The 19,141-nt window shown below is 39.2% G+C and carries 15 protein-coding genes and 1 pseudogene; 6 read left to right on the forward strand and 10 right to left on the reverse strand.

The window, feature by feature from the left end; all coding sequences use genetic code 11:
• Window positions 1-108: 108 nt before the first annotated feature.
• Both ALW18_17895 and ALW18_17900 read right to left on the reverse strand, forming a co-directional pair.
• Window positions 109-1,863, reverse strand: coding sequence for an antibiotic ABC transporter ATP-binding protein (locus ALW18_17895; GenBank protein AOE54209.1), 1,755 nt, complete (start codon window positions 1,861-1,863; stop codon window positions 109-111).
• 14 nt (window positions 1,864-1,877) lie between these two features.
• Entirely contained in the window at window positions 1,878-2,612 is a 735-nt protein-coding gene (locus tag ALW18_17900) for a pseudouridine synthase (protein ID AOE54210.1), read from the reverse strand.
• A 185-nt stretch (window positions 2,613-2,797) separates the two neighbouring features.
• On the opposite strand from ALW18_17900, the gene ALW18_17905 reads away from it, so the two are divergent.
• The gene (locus ALW18_17905) at window positions 2,798-3,289 is read left to right on the forward strand and encodes a phosphodiesterase (protein AOE54211.1); all 492 of its coding nucleotides are present in this window, start codon (window positions 2,798-2,800) and stop codon (window positions 3,287-3,289) included.
• Between the two features lie 192 nt (window positions 3,290-3,481).
• Here ALW18_17905 and ALW18_17910 read toward each other — a convergent pair whose 3' ends face one another.
• Entirely contained in the window at window positions 3,482-3,904 is a 423-nt protein-coding gene (locus ALW18_17910) for a transcription termination factor Rho (GenBank protein ID AOE54212.1), read from the reverse strand.
• 186 nt (window positions 3,905-4,090) lie between these two features.
• Between ALW18_17910 and ALW18_17915 the strand changes: the two genes are divergently transcribed.
• Complete coding sequence (locus tag ALW18_17915; protein ID AOE54213.1) at window positions 4,091-5,989, forward strand: transcription termination factor Rho; 1,899 nt, start codon at window positions 4,091-4,093, stop codon at window positions 5,987-5,989.
• 75 nt (window positions 5,990-6,064) lie between these two features.
• On the opposite strand, the gene ALW18_17920 is transcribed toward ALW18_17915, so the two are convergent.
• From ALW18_17920 to ALW18_17930, 3 genes and pseudogenes are all read right to left on the reverse strand, one after another.
• Window positions 6,065-6,655: a hypothetical protein gene (locus ALW18_17920; protein ID AOE54214.1), complete on the reverse strand. Its 591-nt coding sequence runs from the start codon at window positions 6,653-6,655 to the stop codon at window positions 6,065-6,067.
• A gap of 34 nt (window positions 6,656-6,689) precedes the next feature.
• Window positions 6,690-7,049: pseudogene (locus ALW18_17925) on the reverse strand (hypothetical protein).
• Between the two features lie 811 nt (window positions 7,050-7,860).
• Window positions 7,861-8,727, reverse strand: coding sequence for a hypothetical protein (locus tag ALW18_17930; protein AOE54215.1), 867 nt, complete (start codon window positions 8,725-8,727; stop codon window positions 7,861-7,863).
• Window positions 8,728-9,073: 346 nt separating this feature from the next.
• Here ALW18_17930 and ALW18_17935 point away from each other — a divergent pair, with 346 nt between their 5' ends.
• Together ALW18_17935 and ALW18_17940 are read left to right on the forward strand one after the other, a co-directional pair.
• Window positions 9,074-9,916: a hypothetical protein gene (locus ALW18_17935; protein AOE54216.1), complete on the forward strand. Its 843-nt coding sequence runs from the start codon at window positions 9,074-9,076 to the stop codon at window positions 9,914-9,916.
• A gap of 39 nt (window positions 9,917-9,955) precedes the next feature.
• Window positions 9,956-10,204: a hypothetical protein gene (locus ALW18_17940; GenBank protein ID AOE54217.1), complete on the forward strand. Its 249-nt coding sequence runs from the start codon at window positions 9,956-9,958 to the stop codon at window positions 10,202-10,204.
• A gap of 963 nt (window positions 10,205-11,167) precedes the next feature.
• Here the strand turns inward: ALW18_17940 and ALW18_17945 are convergent.
• The 3 genes from ALW18_17945 to ALW18_17955 all read right to left on the reverse strand — a co-directional run bounded on the left by ALW18_17945 (window position 11,168) and on the right by ALW18_17955 (window position 13,574).
• Window positions 11,168-11,944: an exodeoxyribonuclease III gene (locus tag ALW18_17945; protein ID AOE54218.1), complete on the reverse strand. Its 777-nt coding sequence runs from the start codon at window positions 11,942-11,944 to the stop codon at window positions 11,168-11,170.
• Window positions 11,945-12,008: 64 nt separating this feature from the next.
• On the reverse strand, window positions 12,009-12,698 hold the full coding sequence (locus ALW18_17950; protein ID AOE54219.1) for a hypothetical protein: 690 nt from the start codon (window positions 12,696-12,698) through the stop codon (window positions 12,009-12,011).
• An 84-nt stretch (window positions 12,699-12,782) separates the two neighbouring features.
• The gene (locus tag ALW18_17955) at window positions 12,783-13,574 is read right to left on the reverse strand and encodes an oxidoreductase (GenBank protein ID AOE54220.1); all 792 of its coding nucleotides are present in this window, start codon (window positions 13,572-13,574) and stop codon (window positions 12,783-12,785) included.
• A 279-nt stretch (window positions 13,575-13,853) separates the two neighbouring features.
• On the opposite strand from ALW18_17955, the gene ALW18_17960 reads away from it, so the two are divergent.
• Together ALW18_17960 and ALW18_17965 are read left to right on the forward strand one after the other, a co-directional pair.
• The gene (locus tag ALW18_17960; GenBank protein ID AOE54221.1) at window positions 13,854-16,022 is read left to right on the forward strand and encodes a hypothetical protein; all 2,169 of its coding nucleotides are present in this window, start codon (window positions 13,854-13,856) and stop codon (window positions 16,020-16,022) included.
• Window positions 16,019-16,927: a hypothetical protein gene (locus ALW18_17965; protein AOE54222.1), complete on the forward strand. Its 909-nt coding sequence runs from the start codon at window positions 16,019-16,021 to the stop codon at window positions 16,925-16,927. Before ALW18_17960 ends, ALW18_17965 begins: the two co-directional genes overlap by 4 nt.
• Window positions 16,928-16,932: 5 nt before the next feature.
• On the opposite strand, the gene ALW18_17970 is transcribed toward ALW18_17965, so the two are convergent.
• The gene (locus tag ALW18_17970) at window positions 16,933-19,032 is read right to left on the reverse strand and encodes an ATP-dependent DNA helicase (protein AOE54223.1); all 2,100 of its coding nucleotides are present in this window, start codon (window positions 19,030-19,032) and stop codon (window positions 16,933-16,935) included.
• Between the last annotated feature and the right edge of the window lie 109 nt (window positions 19,033-19,141).

Consider the following 19,141-nt stretch of genomic DNA (forward strand, 5'->3'; position numbering starts at 1 on the left):
TGTATTAATTTGTGCCTACGAAAGTAAGTATAAATTTGGTTATAGTAAAATGTTTCCTAATTTGATTGCGCAGATGCCCTACTGTAAATTGCGACTGAATGCTGTAAACTACTCTTCACTTTCTACTACAAACTGTGAGTAATAAAGGTTTTTATAATAACCCTGCTCACGGTTAATAAGGTCGTAATGTGTTCCGGCTTCAACAATAAGGCCTTTGTCCATAACGATGATCTTATCGGCATTTACAACAGTTGCCAGTCGGTGTGCAATGATTATCGATGTTCTTCCTTCGGTGATCTTATCGGTTGCATTCTGTATCAGTTCTTCCGAATAGGTATCTATAGAAGAGGTAGCCTCATCCAGTATCAATATACTTGGGTTACTCACCAGTACCCTTAAAAAGGCAATTAGCTGTCGCTGACCCGATGAAAGCATAACACCGCGCTCTTTCACGTTATAATCGTAACCTTCCGGAAGGCTCATAATGAAGTTGTGAACGCCAATATCTTTCGCAGCCTGAATTACAGTTTCCCTAGTAATTGACGGATCGTTAAGTGTAATATTGTTAAGGATAGTATCAGCAAAAAGGAAAACATCCTGCAATACGATACCTATCTGCTTACGAAGGCTTTCCAGTGTAAATTCGTTAATATCTATGCCATCAATAGTAATCGTACCGCTATTGATCTCGTAGAAACGATTCAGCAGGTTAATAATAGTCGATTTTCCTGCGCCTGTCGATCCAACAATAGCTATTGTCTGCCCGGCATCAATGCTCAGGTTAATACCTTTTATTACTTCTTCATCCTGAATGTAGCTAAAGTGTACCTTCTCAAAATTGATAGCTCCTTTAAAATGACCGGCAGTTACAGTTCCCGATTTCTGAACAAGGTCTTCCATCTCCAGTAATTCAAATACCCTGTCAGACGCTACAATACCCATCTGCATCTCGTTAAATTTATCGGCAATCTGCCTCAATGGGTTAAAAAGCATACCTATATACATAATGTAGGCAAACATATCTCCCGGTTCTGTAATAGAATCTCCGTTAAGGATATTAATACCCGCATACCAGATAACCATACCCAGTGTTAATGATGAAATGGTATCGGCAATAGGGAAGAAGATCGAGTTATACAGGATATTCTTTTGCCATGCGTCATTATGCTTCTGGTTGATCTGTTTGAATTTTTCGAACTCTATATCCTCACGGTTAAAAAGCTGAACGATACGCATACCTGTAACGCGTTCCTGTATAAAGGTATTAAGGTTAGCCACCTGCGCACGTACTTCTTCAAAAGCACCTTTCATCTTTTTCTGGAAAACACGGGTAGCAAATACCAGTATTGGCATTGCCAGCATTACCACAATGCTCAGCTTCCAGTTCATATAGAACATAAAGGCAAGTATCACCAGCATTTTAAGCATGTCGCTTATGATCATGAATAATCCCTGGCTGAAAATTTTCGATATGGATTCGATATCAAAAACAGTTCGGGTAACCAGTCTTCCTACGGCTTCGTTATCAAAGAACTTCATCCTGAAATTGTTGATATGCGAAAACAGCTTTTCGCGGATATCTTTTACAATATCCTGCCCCAGCCAGTTGGCCCAGTACACAAAATAAAACTGCGATATAACCTCAAAAATAAGCACGATGCCCATTAGGGTTACATAAAACAGCATTCCCGATTCGTCTTTAGGTATAAGGTAGGCATCTACAGTCTGTTTAAGAAGGTATGGCCTTGCAGCTGCAAAAAGCGAAAGGAATATAGAGAATAATATAACCCATATAAAACGGGTTCGATAAGGTTTTGCAAATTGCATTACCTTTTGAAATGATGTCGATTTAATGGCTTTCATAGTATTTTAACGGCTTAAAGGTACGGATAAATTACCTTGGTAAGGTATAATCCGTGTGCAGGAACCGAAAATCCTGCTTTGTTTCTGTCGCGGCTTTCAATGATGGCTTTAAAGTCATCAATGCTTATTTTTTCGAGGCCTACGCTAATAAGTGTTCCAACAATTGCTCTTACCATGTTGCGTAAAAAACGGTCGGCGGTTACAGTAAATACCAGCTTGTTATCCTGCATATCCCAACACGCCTCCCTGACATCACAATTAAACGTCCTGACATCGGTATGTGTTTTAGAGAAACATTTAAAGTCGGTATAGTTTAAAAGGAGTTTAGCAGCTTCATTCATCTTTTCAACATTCAGCGGATGAAAGTGGTACCAGCTTCCCTCAAAATCAAAAGCGTCCTTATAGGTATGAATATGATATTCGTACGTTCTGCTTTTTGCATCAAAACGGGCATGGGCATCCTCGTGCAGCGGTATAAAACGATACACTACAATATCTTGTGGTAAAAATGAATTCAGCTTTTGTACAAGCTTGGTTGTATCTGTAATTTCTTCGTGGTCAAAATGGGCAAACATCTGTCGTGCATGTACACCGGTATCGGTACGGCCGGCACCTACAACATCTACAGTTGTCCTAAGCAGAGTAGACAAAGCTTTGTTTAAAGTTTCCTGTACCGATGGGCTATGCGGCTGGTATTGCCATCCGCAATAATTTTTTCCATTGTATGCAAACTCGATAAAGTATCTCATAAGAATGCAAAGATACTATTAAGTCATAAAGTTAGAAAGTCGAAAGTCGTAAAGTTTTTGAGTAGCAGAGTCTCAAAGTCTCAAAGTAGCGGAGAAATTAGTTTTAGGCTAAACTGGTTTTACTCTTTGAAACTTCAATAAAACTTTGCAGCTTTGCAACTCAGACACTTTGTAACTCTTCTAAAATGAAAATCCTCCTTCTTAGCGATACCCACAGCCATATCGATGATACTATATTAAAATACGTTCGCCAGGCCGATGAAGTATGGCATGCGGGCGACATAGGTGATCTTTCTGTTACCGATATTTTAAAGAAAGAGAAACCTTTGCGTGGCGTATACGGAAATATAGACAGTAATGAAGCACGACTGGAATTTCCGTTGAATAACCGCTTTATGTGCGAGGGTGTAGATGTGTGGATTACGCATATTGGTGGCTATCCCGGTAAATACAATCAGGCGGTAAGGGATGAGTTAAACAGCAACCCGCCCAAACTTTTTATTTGCGGGCATTCGCACATACTTAAAGTGCAGTTCGACCAAAAACTAAATTTACTGCATATGAATCCCGGAGCAGCGGGAGTAAGCGGATTTCACCAGGTACGCACCATGCTGCGTTTTGAAATTGAAGGCGATAAAATTCAGAACCTCGAAGTGATCGAGATAGGGAAGAGGTGATTATTTGGGGATTCGGTAATTTAGATTGATACTCTTGAAAGTAATAAATAGCTGAGAAGAAATTAACTATAATCTTATACATTGAGTGAAGCTCCTCCCTTTTCCTCGGAGAGGGCTGGGGTGAGGACACAAAAAAATCCGGACTTTTCGGGTCCGGATTTTTAACGCACTAATAAACTAAGTTAAAAGGTTTTATCGCAAGCGGTCTACTGATTTTACGAGGTCCTCATCCTTCTTGATAGCTTTATTTGCTAAGCTTAGAAAAACGATAGAAACAATCGGGAGGATTACCCCAATACCCTTCTCTGAAACGACCTTTTCAGGATCTGTCTCTCCGGATAAATTGAATAGCCTGAATACAAATAACCCTAATAAAATTAAATTTAATATTATATTAAGCCTGCCTATAACAAACTGGCTTTTTCTTTTCTTATAGGATAGTATGCTTACAACACTTAATGTAGTACTGAAAGCAAACAGCATTACAAAAGACAGGTCCTGAATGAAATAATAATTCTGGTCTGTGCCTGTTACCCATAATGGTAAAACGAACGGAAGTACTGCCGTTGCTAGAAACGATATAAAAAGATATACGGTTTGTATTCGTTGTATCATTCTGATTTTTTTGTTTTGCAGCACAAAAATATGTTTTCTTTTTAAGAAATACTATTGTATACTTAAAATAAATTTGTATTATTGCAATACCAAATCATAAGTGCTTCATTCTGAAAGTACGGCATTCCCAAAAAAATTCCACCAAAACATTACCATTACACTATTTAATTTAACCAAAAATTTTTCATGTTTGATATTTCCGAATTAAAAGAAATGAAGCTTCCTGAGCTTCAGGAAATTGCAAAAAAAGCAAAAATAAACAAATACAGAGGGCTTAAAAAAGACGAACTGGTTTATCAGATCCTTGATCACCAAGCCGCAAATCCTGCTACTATTAAACCTCTGTTTGAAGAAGCAACTCCTGCTGCAGCTACCGAAACACCGGCCGAGCAGCCTGTTGAAAAAGCAAAAAGAGCAAGGATAGCCCCAGAAAATCAAAAAAATGATCAGGTTATAAAAAAAGCGGCTCCTGTAAAAAAGGAATCACCTTTTACACTGCCATTAGATGATACTGCCGATGCTACTCCTGTTGTGACAGAAGAGCCTACGCCAAAACCGGAATTTAAAAAACCGGCACCAAAAGCAGAAGCGACCGAAACTACTACCGCAGATGCTGTTACTCCCAAAGCTGTTCCGCAGCCTAAAGAGAGAATAATTAAGGAAGACAGAAAGAAAACTATACCTGTTAAGGATGGTGCTACGGCGAAACCTCAGGGTGCTGATGCAAAACCATCTGACAGGCCGAAAAAGCCACAGATTTCTGAAGAAGAAAGACTGGCACAGATTGAAAGGGCAAACGCAAACAATCCTAACCATCCTAGTTATAAGGGTAACCTTAACAAGGATAAGGATAGTGTACCGGTTACACCTGCTGCTGCAGCTCCCGCAACTCCGGTTGCTGCTAAAGAAGCTGCTCCGCATCAGAATACACAAAACAAAAAACAAAATTACCGCGAACCCGATTATGAGTTTGACGGAATTATAGAAAGCGAAGGTGTTCTTGAAATGATGCCTGATGGATACGGTTTTCTTCGTTCTTCAGATTACAACTACCTTGCATCTCCCGATGATATTTACCTTTCTAACTCTCAGATCCGTCTTTTCGGACTTAAGACTGGTGATACTGTAAAAGGTGTGGTTCGCCCGCCTAAAGAAGGAGAAAAATATTTCCCGCTTGTTAAAGTAAATAAGATCAACGGACACGACCCTCAGGTTGTGCGTGACAGGGTTTCTTTTGAACACCTTACACCACTTTTCCCGGAAGAAAAATTTAACCTTGCCGACAAGCAAAGTACAATTTCTACAAGGATAATCGATTTGTTCTCGCCAATTGGTAAAGGACAAAGAGGTATGATCGTTGCTCAGCCTAAGACGGGTAAAACAATGCTTCTTAAGGATATAGCTAATTCAATTGCGGCTAACCATCCTGAAGTTTACCTTATCGTATTACTTATTGATGAGCGTCCTGAAGAGGTTACCGATATGCAGCGTAGTGTTAGAGGTGAAGTTATTGCTTCTACTTTTGATGAACCTGCAGAACGTCACGTAAAGGTGGCTAACATCGTACTTGAAAAAGCAAAACGTTTAGTAGAATGTGGTCATGATGTAGTAATACTTCTTGACTCAATTACCCGTCTTGCAAGGGCTTACAATACAGTTCAACCTGCATCTGGTAAAGTATTAAGTGGTGGTGTTGATGCTAATGCATTACAAAAACCAAAACGTTTCTTTGGTGCTGCACGTAACATTGAAGGGGGCGGATCGCTTAGTATTATTGCTACTGCACTTACCGACACCGGCTCTAAAATGGATGAAGTTATCTTTGAAGAATTTAAAGGTACAGGTAATATGGAGCTTCAGCTCGATAGAAAAATCGCTAATAAGCGTATCTTCCCTGCTATCGATCTTACATCGTCAAGTACAAGGAGAGATGACCTTCTTCTTGATGAGAAAACAATACAGCGCATGTGGATAATGAGAAAATACCTTGCGGATATGAATCCGGTTGAGGCTATGGACTTTATCAACGAACGCTTTAAGAAAACAAGAAACAATGAAGAGTTTCTTATCTCTATGAACGACTAAGGAAATCAGCTATACTAAAAAAGTCCCCTGTTTTGCAGGGGACTTTTTTATGTTTTAGTAAAACGTACAGTTGTATTATTTTGCTTTGGACGAACCGCATTTCTCATTATAGTATTCTACAATATCCGGTATTGTCTTGTTGCTAAAAGTGTTGTCTTCCAGGCCTTCAAGGACACCGGGACACTGATTGAAATAGGTTGCTATCTTCTTTTTATTGCCTAATGCGGCAAATTCTTTCTCTCCTTTTCGCTTAACTCTTAAGTGCTTTGGTTCGGGCGATTTAATATCGTCTTCCTTTACATCCCATACGCCAACAGCTTCGGCATACAGGTTTACTTCTCCGGTTGCAATAACTTCAAAAAGAGAGTCTTGTGTTCCGTCAATATAAACTACGGGAATGAATTCAAATGTTTTTGGAGTGCCAAAATCGTGAAATACTACTTTAGAAATTGTCTCGCTATCCCAAAGATCGGGTTCATCGTCTGTAGTAACGCGAAAAGAAACTTTGTCTTTAGGGATGCCGTAAAACGATTCTTTTACAAATTTTAGTGTTGCAAATCCGGTAACTTCTGTTCCGTCAAGGAAATACATTGTAGCTTCGTGATCCTGAGCAGTGGCAGATAGCTGTGAAAGCAGCAGTAGCAGTAATATAGATAGTTGTTTCATGCGTATTAGATGGCTTAGAAACAAATATACTACACTATTCTTTTATAACCATAACCGAAGCCCTAAATCCTGTTGCCAGGTTCCATTGGTTTGACATCAGGAGTTTATCGGTGTCATCATAAATAGCGAACTGGGCCGTGTTGGGACCCGATGTTCCCTGGTTCATAGCTTCGAAATCTATCTTGTTGAAACCCGGTTGGAGGGTTATCTGAAGTCCTCTGTTAAAGTTAGTTAGCGTAAATTCCTGTATGACAACTTTGTCGTTTACAAGTACCCTGATACGGTCGCCGTCCTCAAGGCCAAAGTCGGCAGCAAGGATGTCAAGACGGCTTGATTTAGTACGTAATTCACCAAAGTGCTGGTTGCCACGGTATGCTGCATTCGATTCACCTCTTGGACTTACACTGGCATTTATTTTACTTCTGAACTCTTCTCCACGGTCTGCAAACGACTCATTTTTAGCCACATGCTCGTCTGTTCTTTCCAGGTCGTAAGAAGTAAAGCTCTTGCGGGGTTCGTCTTTTTTTGTGGGAACATCGGCTTTCGCTTTTGGTGCTACAGCAGGAATCGCGGTATTCGACTTAGGTATGGCAAGTCCGCCCATAGGGTTATCAACCTGAGCATATACTCCTGTTGCTGAAATAGTTAATAGTAAAATTGAAAATAAGTACTTCATGAAAACCGTATAATTTAAGCTGTAAATTACAAATCTAACTAATTTTACGGGATAAGGTGCAATTAGTATGCCAGCTTACTGGTACTTTAAAACAAAATACCCGTTATATAGTATAAACGTGCAGGTTTACTACTTATTACGTCCTGTTCTGCTCTTTTCGGCATCCCATTCATCGGCACTATTATGGCGGTCGCGGTCGTCTGTTCGGGTGATGTTTCCTTCCTTATCATAATGTGCGTTATTATTTACATTATCGTCAGAAGACGTTGTTCTTTCATTTTGATTTTTATCGTCGTTCATAGCCTTAATTTTAGTGAATCTTAAAGTTATGAAAGATGTTTTGTCTTTTTGTTAAAACGATAATAAAGTGTAAACATCGGTTGAACGTGAATACTCGTGAGGGATAGGCGCGGGCACGAGCGACAACGGAGCGAAGTATAGCAGATAGCCCGACCCGTAGCGATAGCGAAGGGGCACGCCCAAAAAATCGAGTAAGGTAAAATCTCGACAACCATTAAAAGGCAACTGTCTAATAAATAAGCTCTTCTACGTTCTTCTTGATGTTTGCAGCTATTTTATCGAGCGGAAGGTCGTTAGGATCGGTTCCGAAAGGATCTTCTATTTCTTCGGCGATAATTTCAAGGCTTGCAAGCACATAGAAAATAAATACCACTACCGGAATTACATAGTACCCAAGCTGAAACACATAACCAAAGGGCAGTGTCATAACATAAAAGAAAATAAACTTCTTGATGAAAGCACTATACGAGTAGGGGATAGGTGTGTTTTTTATACGCTCACAAACACCGCATATATCGGTAAACGACTGTAGTTCGGCGTTAAGTACAATAAGCTGATCGCCTGTAAGTTTGCCTTCGGTATACAGGTCGTTTATCTTAGCGATCATAGTCTTTGCTATCTGGTTGGGTTTGTGTGTATAATGGTCGGCAGACAGCACGGCGTCGTCAAAAAGCTCATGACTTATGTCACGGTTTTTAAGATGCTGGTTCAGTACATCGGCATAGGCGGGTATAAGCCTCCTGAATATTGCCTTGTCTTCGGTATCCTTAAGCATAACGGCAAGTTTGATGGCAAGGTTGCGGCTGTTGTTTACCAGTGCGCCCCACATACGTCGGCCTTCCCACCAACGGTCGTAGGCGGTGTTGGTACGGAAAACAAGCAGCAAAGAGATAACAAACCCAAGCATGGTATGCATAATGGTAATGTTCTTAACATGGCTGGAATCAGACAGTTTCCAATATTCCAGTTCCAGGAACGCTATGGCTGCCGAGTATGCGCCAATGCCAAGCATCATTGGTATAAGCTTCTTAAACGTATCACCTCTGTGAAACCTGAAAATAAACGTAAACCAGTCTTTAGGATTGTATGAAACCATTTTGTGTTTTATATTGCTTTTTAAGAAATTATCTAACTATTTTACAATCGTATTATTGCACTTTCTGCTCTCAAAACGCCATTTTGCTGCGTAAAATTAATCGTTGTAACTATTTGATATTCAATAGTGCTTAAATTAATGTTGCGCTTTTTGGTTTTCAAAATTTGCTAATTTTTCAGACGATTGATAGCGTAGACAAATGTAGAGAAAATCCCTTACGAAAATATATCCATTTAATTGCTGAAAGAAACCTTTCAGTGAAGGCACTAAAAAGCGTTGTAATTTTGTAGACGATTCTGTAAGATTTTATTTGAATTTACGTTATGAGTTTATAACTATCCATATCATGATAAAAAAAATCACCTGCATTATTGTATTGTTTTCATCGGTCGCTTTAATGGGACAGGATCTGACAGCTATAGAAAATAATATCAAAAAATTAAACGGCACCGAAATACAGGCAGAGTGGGAGGCTATCAATACATACGACCAGTCCATACGTGAAAAAAGTAAATTTGATAGCAATGCTGATATTACCAATTTGTACAAGGTAGCTCTTATGGAACATTATCATGGTTATCCAACCGATAAGTTGTATGGCTATCCTGCGTATACTACTCCGTGGGTAGTCTGGATTCACTGTCCAAGTACAGCCTTGGTGCAATATACTTTTCCGATTATTTTAAAAGGCAGGGATTTACAGCAACTCCCCGAAGACAGATTCCCCAATTATTTTGTGGGTGGGCTTCTATTACATATATACGGACTTGATATGGAGTTTGATACCGATTTCCATACCAATGGTGTTTCGCCAATAGCGCGTATGCTATATCGCCTGGAGGAAGAACGCCATGAAATTGACCTTAACAAACTAAAAAAGTTAACCGAAGAAGCCCTTGCGATTAATAAGTTGGATGTAAAAGCGGAATTAGGAAAGTGGAGCATTGAGCAGCATGGCACCATCGTGACATTTTCGATAGCGAAGCTAAAAAAAGATTTCTACCTGATGAGGCAAAACAATGGTGGAGTGCCAACGTATAGTAAGTTAAGGCTTAAAAACAAAAAACTGGATTACCTGAATTTCGAAGAAGGCTACGGACACTATCATCTGGAAAATAAAGACGGCGATTTATTACTGAAAGATCACACTGATACTACCATCAAGATTTTAAAACCGGTAAAGATTTAAGTTCTGGATTTTGAGCACAGCGTAGCGAAAGGGTTTGTAGTGGTCTGGCAATCGGCAACCAAAAAGAACCAACAAAGGCAGAAGCCTTTACAACTGCTGCCTTATGCCGTTCAAAACCTGATAATTGTTTCAATATGCGTAAGTGCATATGCAATTGCCGAAACAGTTAATTTTAGGTTTCTCATGATCGAATGTGTCTGGGGGGCATTTTTCATGGGCGATGTTTTTGTTGATTTGTTATACCCAAATGTATCTCTCTTAATTCACACTAAAAACTTTTTGAGGTAAATGGGCCGTTTTATGAGGTGAGCAGTTTGTAATAGTACCCTTATAAATAAAATACTAATTAATTGTATGCGGTAGGTAGTAAAGTGTCTAATCTCCAACTAAGTTAACACTTTATTTTTTTATTACTTAGGTACAATTACCTGAATTGAACAAGTAAGTATTTATCTAAGACATATGCCATAAAAAAATCCCTCTTTCGGAGGGATTCATTTTATCGGTTAAATTTTTTATCTTCTACTTTTACTCTGATAGCTCGTGAGTAAAGGTCGTCTTGTTTTTTTTGTTTCTTTCTCCATAAATAGAACGGAAGGTAGCTTACAGCTATTGTAGCTCCCAGAATCAGGCCAATTACATTTCCTGTGGTCATAGTTCTGTCTTTTAATTAGATGAACTACTAATGTACGGAATTATTTAATACAGCAGTAAGGGATTTCCTGATTTGTTTGTGTTAAAGTTTCTGATGATGGTTGCCTGTTGATGGTTGATCGAACCTCACACCGTGAATAGTTAAATAGTTAGCAGATAAATTACCGTATTGTATTCATTACAACTCCCTCTCCTTGGGAGAGGGTCGGGTGAGGCCTAAATGTTTATAAAAAGAAACGCCACCGAGATTGTCTGGGTGAGGCTAATGTTTCATTTGCAAAAACCACCCCGCCTTCGGCACCCCTCCAAAAGAGGGGAAGACTCATGTCGTATAGCACTATCTCTAAACAAAAAAATCCCTCCGGAGAGGGATTACATAACCAATAAATCCGATATAAAGTTGTAGTGCTGTTTATAGCGGATTATAAAAGTACGGCCTATTTTATGGCTCATGTATCGTTTTACTACAGAGAAGTTATAAAATCGTGTTTTTGAGGTTTTTAATTCAAAAAGAGATTGTTAGCGATGCTGCCTTTCGGTCGAAAAGACAATGAACATCCTACAACCGACAACTGACAACCAATAACCAAAAGCCAACTATTTACTAAGTTCAATCCACACCGGGGCATGGTCGCTGGTTTTTTCCCAGCCACGTACATGGCGGTCGACTTCGGCATGTTTGAGTTTCTTAACCAATTGCGGACTCAGTAAGAAATGGTCGATACGCAGCCCGGCATTACGGTCGTAGGCTTTACGGAAGTAATCCCAGAAGGTATATATGGTTTCGTCGGGGTATAGCTTTCTAATAGCATCTGTCCACCCCTGAGCTACAAGGTTATGAAATGCCTCACGGGTTTCCGGACGGAAAAGCGCATCGTTTACCCAGCGTTCTGGTTTGTATACGTCTTTTTCGGTGGGCATTACATTAAAGTCACCCAACAGTATAACCGGAATCTTGAATTCCAATAAAGCCTGTGCGCGGTCGGTTAGGCGTTGAAACCACTTTAGCTTGTAGTCGAACTTAGGACCGGGCGCAGGGTTGCCGTTAGGCAGGTACAGGCAGCAAATGAGAATACCCTCTACCATAGCCTCAAGGTAACGGCTTTGTACATCTTCGGCATCTCCGGGCAGGGCGCGCCCAACCTCCTTTATATCCATTCCGTTTTTTACCAGGATGGCGACACCGTTCCATTGCTTTTGCCCGTGCCAGATGGCTTGGTATCCCGCATTGATAATGTCGGACTCAGGGAATTTCTCCTGCGGTGCCTTAAGCTCCTGGAGGCATACGATATCGGGTTGTGCCTCGCCAAGCCAGCGCAGCAGCACCGGCAGCCTCCCGTTGACTCCGTTTACGTTATATGTGGCTATTTTCATAATACTAAAGTTACGGAGAGGTTTTACGTTGACGGTTAATAGTTAACAGTTTTTTGCGTAATAATCAGCCGCCATAGTATTTTTCCAGTTTTACTAGGTGCCTGCGGGATTTTTCGCCTGCTTTAAAATGAGTACTTACAGAACCGTCGCCATTTGAATAGGTTTTAAACGGAATCTGCAACTTGAATTTGTCTGAAGAATCAAGAAGATTTAAAATATCAGCAAGCTTTTTTATAAAATTGTCTATCTGCACAGCTTCATAACTATCAGGTACGGCATCAGGTGATGTATAAGTTTTTAAGCTGTAGATAGAATTTCTTTTATGCTGTAATGTATAAAGTACACCGGCTGGGAACTGGCTCCAAACAGGAATGAGCTGATGTGTAGGGAAACTGTCAACTTTTGTTTCTTCAATTAATTCCATTACAGACTTTGCCTCTTGTGGTGTAAGGCCAAAGGTCATTTTAAACTTTTTTCCGGTTTCTTTGTCGCCAAACTCGTTAGTTTCGTATACGTTATAAACAACACTGCCAAAACAGGAACTGCCACGTTTATATACTGTAATAGCTGTACCGTAATGGGAAAGCCGAAAGGAATAATCATTGTTATCGTCTTCAATAGGGTCGTAACCCAATTTTTTGTTTTGTTCCCGGATTTCAGGATAAATCGCAACATCGCTGCCTTGCGCGAATGTAAAGGCCGGCTCCTGAGCGAATGCGCAAATCGAAAACAGTAATAATAGATATTTTTGCATGCACTAAGATATGAATTTACCGTAACAAAAAACGGATAACAGTTTTTACCGCTATCCGTTTTTTATGTCTATTTTAATATGTCGTTATGAGTTACCATACAGGTTCGATTCACCGCCGTCAATAGCAATGGTTTGTCCGTTTACGTACTGGCATTCGTCACTTAAGAGGAAGGCAACCAGTTTACCCACTTCTTCGGGCTGACCTAGCCTTCTTGCAGGGTTACGCTGTGCGTACTCTGTCTCTGCAGCTTTAGGGTCGGATGGGTTAACCTGTTTAAAGGCTTCGGCAACCATTGGCGTTAAGATAGCACCCGGAGCGATAGCGTTGGTAAAAATGTTGTCTTTACCATATTCTATAGCGGCGTTTTTGGTCATACCCGAAACAGCGTGTTTACTTGCTACATACGGCATCTGGTTGATAACCCCACGGATACCACCTACAGAAGCCACGTTTACAATCTTACCGCCACCGTTTTTCTGCATAGCAGGGATAACGTGTTTCAGTCCGTAATACACACCCATAAGGTTAATGTCGATCACCTTTTTGAAAACTTCCACATCATAGTCCACAAGCGGAGCCTGTTTGCCTTCGATACCTGCATTATTGTAGAAACCGTCGATCTTGCCGAATTCGGCAAGTGTTTTTTCTACGTAGTTTTTTACAGCTTCTTCGTCCGAAACATCGGCAACTACTGTAAGGATCTTCGCGTTTGGAGCGACAGCTTTAATATCTTCTTTCGCCTTGTTAAGGGCTTCTTCATTATAATCTACAAGGGCAAGGTCTGCACCTTTTTGCGCTAATACTTTTGAAGCAGCCAGACCAAGACCCATTCCTGCGCCGGTAACAATCACTGCTTTACCATTAAATATACTCATGATTTTATATTTTATTTCTCCTAAAGTTACAACACACCTAACGGCGTTCGCGTTAACAAACGGTTAATTAACGGAATTATTGTTTCTTTTTGAAGCAGTGAGGATTTTTGGCGAGGATTGTGGGGTTGAGAAATTAATTGTCAATATTAAAAGTAGTAGATGTATTAATATGCTTAAATTTCACAAAAAAAATGTGTAAAACTTTTCGCATTATTTTATTTAAACTACATTTTTTAGTTAAAATTTTGTTATATTGTGTCTTTTTAAACGTAATTTTATATGAGTATACTTCCAATAGATGATTTGGATAAATTATTTCAATCTTACAATTATCAAGTCGCCCCTCAATCTGATAGTAAAATTAGAATATATACTTTAAGATATGGTATGTATCACGCTGCAGAATTAATAATTTTAGAAGACGATTATGACGCGTCTGAAATAAAATCTCAATATTCACAAGCTGGCTATGCAACTGAAGTTAGGAATGCAACTGATATATACGATATTGAGGAATATCTATTCGAGGGCTTTTTTATTAAAACTCCTTTAGGTAATGAGTTAAAAAATAGATATTCCCACTTTGTTCAGAAACAGTTACAAAATTTACCTGAAGGAAGTACTTACGAATATGTTGAAGGTGCTTATGATTTCATGCTGCAGAATGAAGAAGGAGCTGTTATTGAGAATCGCATTGCTGTTGTTGATGGATCAATTGTATCCAAGATTAATCATTTATTAACTGAAACTGAGGGATCGTTATTCATTGTTATCGAAGCAGCCGCTGGATTTGGTAAAACCTGTACAGCAAATGAGGTTTTAAATTCATTGTCTAACACAAGTAGCAAAAAACTTCCATTTTTCACTGAATTATCTAGAAATAGGGAGGCCAGAGTGTTTAAGCACATTTTACTGAATGAAATTGATGAACAATTTCCCACTGGAATAAAACAAAATATTGTTATCGAACAAATCACTAAAGGCAGAATTCCTTTAATTATCGATGGCTTTGATGAACTTATTACTAAAGAAAGTAATAAAGAGGAAGTTGAAAGTATGTTTACAACCATTCTTGATCTTTTAAAAGGTCAAGCAAAGATTATAATTACTTCTAGAAAAACAGCTATTTTTAATAGTGATGAATTTCATAATTCTATAATAGAGTCTAAAAATCATTTTTCTGTTGCAAGATTTCAAATAAAGGAGCCAACTGTTGAAAATTGGTTAGTCCCAGAAAAATTGGATTATCTTAAGGAGAAGGACTTCCCGATTGATGAATTAGCAAATCCTGTATTGTTAGCATATGTGAAAAATATCCCCTTCGATAGATTGAAATCGTATCTTGCAAGCGACTCAGAAATTTCTTTGGTTGATACTTATCTCACTTACCTTTTAACACGCGAACAAATTAGGCAAAATTTAAAAATCACTATTGAGAATCAATTTAGGATTTTTAGAAAGCTAGTAAGGTTCATGACGGAGTATAATTTTACTGCTGAAACTAAGAGCACGATTAAAGATTTTATAAAAGCATATAATTTAAAAATCATAAAAGAAAGCTTACTACTGTATTTAGCAGAAGAGAAACCTTCAATTGAAGACTTAGTTGAAACATTATCAAATCACGTTTTCTTAGATAGGAAACCAAATGGTTATTTAGGCATTATCAATGATTTTATTTTTGGATACCTAGTTGGTGAAAATTTGATATTAAAAAAGTACGAGTACTATTACCCCGATTTTTATGAAAATTTGCCACAAGATTTTTCTGTAAAAGCTGTTCAATCTTTCAAAATACAGTCAGTAGAAAGAAGAAAAGCTCTTTGGGATATTTTTCATTCTAACTCTGATCGTTTTAATTATGATGTCAAGTTTTATTTTGATTTAGATTACTCTTTTTTGAAGTTATTTACAAGGGAATATTGTAATTTATTTTTAAGTGACAGTGAGTTTAAAAATTTAGAGTTTGCCGGTGACGGAATCTTTAAAGACTCAATTTTTTCAAATATTACATTTAAAAGCTGCCAATTTAAAATTGACAATTTCACTAATTGTACTTTTCAAAATTGTGAATTTTATGATTGTGATTATGAAATCGCTGTTCACGATAAAGCCTTTAACGATTTTGCTCTTTTTGCATGTTTTTCGAATAATCATTTTATAGAAAATTTGGCTCAGGATCTAGAATATGAAGAGGAAGGATATTTGAATAATGACCTCACAGATGTGCTAGTATTAAAGAACTTTTTCAATATTGATGGTAAGACTCCTAGAGCAAGAAAGATATCTTACATTCGAGAGAAACTTTCTGAATATCCAGGTAAAGAAATCAATAAAATATTTTCCACATTAAAAAGTAATGATTTACTCTACTTTAGAGATGATGTTGGATTTATATCTAAACAAGGAATCTTATATTATAATCAACTAAAAGCTGAGACCATATGAACCCTGGATTACAGATGATACAAAAGGATATTTGCAGCAAAATAGAGGATGAGCTTGATAAAGTAGGTATCCTGTATAGGTTATTTAGCAGAATTAAAGATGAACGATCAATTTTTGAAAAAATTGAAAGAAAAAAGTATGAAGGTGACCCATATTATAAAGGTGGAAAATTAATTCAAGACATTTTAGGCATAAGAATAGTTACTTATTTCAAAGATGATATCGAATTAGTTAAAGAGATTTTAGATGGTAAGGTTGTATTTGTCGATGAGGAAATTGACGAGCATGAATTAACAGTATTTAAACCTAAAAGGACAAATATAATTTGTGCATTTGATGAAAATCAAAAAAAGAACTTTAAAGAAGTTGCCAAGTCTTCCGCAAAAGATTATTATGAGTTAATTGATAACACATACGAACTTCAATTAAGAACTATTCTATCAGAAGGATGGCATGAAATTGATCATAGTTTAAGGTATAAATGTAAGACCGATTGGTTGGATCATCCTCAAGATGAAAGAATGTTAAACGGTATTTATGCTAATCTTGAGATAAATGACTCAGTACTAAAAAATTTATTTGAAGAGCTAGCTTACAAACATTATGTTAATCGAAATTGGGAAGCTCTTATTAGAAATAAATTCAGGCTTAGATTTCACATGGGCTCATTGCTCCCTGAAATTGCTCAAGCTATGCAAAGTGATACTGATCTTTGTAAGTATTTGATAAAGGTGAATAGATCCAAAATACTAACATCATTGAGTCTAGCAGAAATGAGTTTTCCCATAACTGTAAATAATCTGATTTTTTTCATCAATACATTTTTTACACGTAACAAAGAAATTCTTGAAATTACTCCAACTATGTTTATAAAAGAGTATGAGACGGTCGAAGAGAAATCTTAAGTTATCTAACTAATATAATTCCAAATACTCTTCTTCTTGCTCATTTCTAAAAACGCGTTGCGCATAGCAGCGTGTTCGGGGCGGGCAAGGGGAGCGTCTTCCTGTAGTATTTTAATGGCGTAGTTGCGTGCCAGTTGTAGTATGTCTTTATCGCGTACAAGGTCGGCTATCTGTAGGTTGAGTACGCCGCTTTGCTGCTTGCCCATAATATCGCCGGGGCCGCGTAGTTTAAGGTCAACTTCGGAGATTTCGAAACCGTCGTTGGTACGGCACATGGTTTCCATACGTATCTTGCTGTCGTTGGAGAGTTTTTGTCCCGTCATCATGATACAATACGATTGGTCGGCACCACGGCCCACGCGTCCGCGAAGCTGGTGCAACTGCGAAAGCCCGAAACGCTCGGCGCTCTCAATAACCATCACACTGGCATTGGGTACGTTAACACCCACCTCAATAACAGTGGTAGCCACCATCAGGTTGGTTTTACCTTTGGCAAAACGATCCATCTCGCTGTCTTTTTCGGCGGGTTTCATTTTTCCGTGTACAATGCTCACGCTGTATTGCGGCAGCGGAAAGTCGCGCGAAATACTCTCGTAACCGTCCATCAGGTCTTTATAGTCCATTTTCTCGCTCTCCTGAATTAGCGGATATACGATATAAATCTGTCGCCCTTTGGCGATCTCTTCTTTTAAGAATGCCCACACTTTTAGTCGGTTACTGTCGTAACGGTGCACGGTTTGTATGGGTTTACGTCCGGGAGGAAGCTCATCGATCACCGAAATATCCAGATCGCCATACAGGCTCATTGCCAAAGTACGCGGAATAGGGGTAGCGGTCATGACCAGTACGTGTGGCGGAATCTCATTTTTATGCCACAGCTTACTGCGTTGTTCCACACCAAAGCGGTGCTGCTCATCTATAATGGCAAGCCCAAGGTTTTTGAACTGCACTTTGTCTTCAAGCAGGGCATGGGTTCCGATAATAATATGCAGCTCTCCCGATTCCAACTGCTCGTGAATGATGCGGCGTTCGGCTGTTTTTACAGATCCGGTAAGTATTTTTATGTTGATGCCAAGTGGGGCGGCAAGTTCGCTTAACCCCATAAAATGCTGGTTGGCTAATATTTCTGTGGGTGCCATAAGACATGCCTGAAAACCGTTGTCCAGTGCCAAAAGCATGCTCATTAATGCCACAATGGTCTTACCCGAGCCCACATCCCCTTGAAGGAGACGGTTCATCTGGGCAGGCTGCCCCATATCATGGCGTATTTCTTTAAGCACACGTTTTTGCGCACCTGTAAGGGCAAACGGCAGGTAGTTGTTGTAAAAATCGGTAAAATATTCGCCGACCTTATCAAACGGATTCCCTTTTATCTTATGCTTGCGGATAAGGTTCTTGGTGATCAGCTGTAGCTGTATAAAAAACAATTCCTCAAATTTTAGGCGGAATTGCGCCCTTGCCAGCAGTTCCTGGCTTTTAGGGAAATGTATATTAAAAAGTGCCGCGTTTTTTGGTATTAGCTTCAGCTCATTGACAAGGCTCGCAGGCAGCGTTTCGGTAAACAAGGCCTGGGTTTCTATAAATAGCTGCTGCATGATCTTGTTCACCACCTTATTGGTAATGCCGCGCTGCACGAGTTTTTCGGTAGAAGGGTAAAACGGCTGCATGGCACTGCGCAGGCTTTGTTCGTGTTCGGCAAGGAGTTCCATTTCGGGGTGCGCCATGTTGAACGTACCGTTAAACGAAGTCGCTTTTCCAAATATCACATAAGGCACATTGATCTTCAGGTTCTCGCGAATCCATTTCTGCCCCTGAAACCAAACGAGTTCCATTTCACCTGTGCCATCGGTAAAGGTCGCAACCAGGCGGCTGCGTTTTTCGCCAACCGATTTTATATTTATCACTTTGCCCACTACCTGAACCTCACTGTTGCTGTTAAGCAGCTCGTTGATGCGGTAATATCGCGTACGGTCGATATAACGGTTTGGGAAAAGGTTTATAAGGTCGCCATATTTATGAATGCCAAGCTCTTTCCGGAGCAGCTCGCCGCGCGCCGGACCCACACCTTTAAGGTATTCTATAGGGGTTTCGAGTAGGTTGTTCATAAACTGATTTTGTGAATTTGAGGGGTTCGAATCCCATCGTGGTCACAATTCTACAAATTGGAACACGAAGATAAGAAAGCATCGCTAACAATCCAAAAGCTAACAATCC

This window comes from Flavobacterium psychrophilum, assembly GCA_001708385.1.
GTDB classification, from domain to species: domain Bacteria; phylum Bacteroidota; class Bacteroidia; order Flavobacteriales; family Flavobacteriaceae; genus Flavobacterium; species Flavobacterium psychrophilum_A.

Coding starts and splice junctions, on each gene's coding strand:
- ALW18_17965 (AOE54222.1), top strand. CDS start 16,019: ATGAACCCTGGATTACAGATGATACAAAAGGATATTTGCAGCAAAATA.
- ALW18_17905 (AOE54211.1), top strand. CDS start 2,798: ATGAAAATCCTCCTTCTTAGCGATACCCACAGCCATATCGATGATACT.
- ALW18_17970 (AOE54223.1), bottom strand. CDS start 19,032: ATGAACAACCTACTCGAAACCCCTATAGAATACCTTAAAGGTGTGGGT.
- ALW18_17960 (AOE54221.1), top strand. CDS start 13,854: ATGAGTATACTTCCAATAGATGATTTGGATAAATTATTTCAATCTTAC.
- ALW18_17920 (AOE54214.1), bottom strand. CDS start 6,655: ATGAAACAACTATCTATATTACTGCTACTGCTGCTTTCACAGCTATCT.
- ALW18_17895 (AOE54209.1), bottom strand. CDS start 1,863: ATGAAAGCCATTAAATCGACATCATTTCAAAAGGTAATGCAATTTGCA.
- ALW18_17900 (AOE54210.1), bottom strand. CDS start 2,612: ATGAGATACTTTATCGAGTTTGCATACAATGGAAAAAATTATTGCGGA.
- ALW18_17945 (AOE54218.1), bottom strand. CDS start 11,944: ATGAAAATAGCCACATATAACGTAAACGGAGTCAACGGGAGGCTGCCG.
- ALW18_17930 (AOE54215.1), bottom strand. CDS start 8,727: ATGGTTTCATACAATCCTAAAGACTGGTTTACGTTTATTTTCAGGTTT.
- ALW18_17955 (AOE54220.1), bottom strand. CDS start 13,574: ATGAGTATATTTAATGGTAAAGCAGTGATTGTTACCGGCGCAGGAATG.
- ALW18_17935 (AOE54216.1), top strand. CDS start 9,074: ATGATAAAAAAAATCACCTGCATTATTGTATTGTTTTCATCGGTCGCT.
- ALW18_17915 (AOE54213.1), top strand. CDS start 4,091: ATGTTTGATATTTCCGAATTAAAAGAAATGAAGCTTCCTGAGCTTCAG.
- ALW18_17910 (AOE54212.1), bottom strand. CDS start 3,904: ATGATACAACGAATACAAACCGTATATCTTTTTATATCGTTTCTAGCA.
- ALW18_17950 (AOE54219.1), bottom strand. CDS start 12,698: ATGCAAAAATATCTATTATTACTGTTTTCGATTTGCGCATTCGCTCAG.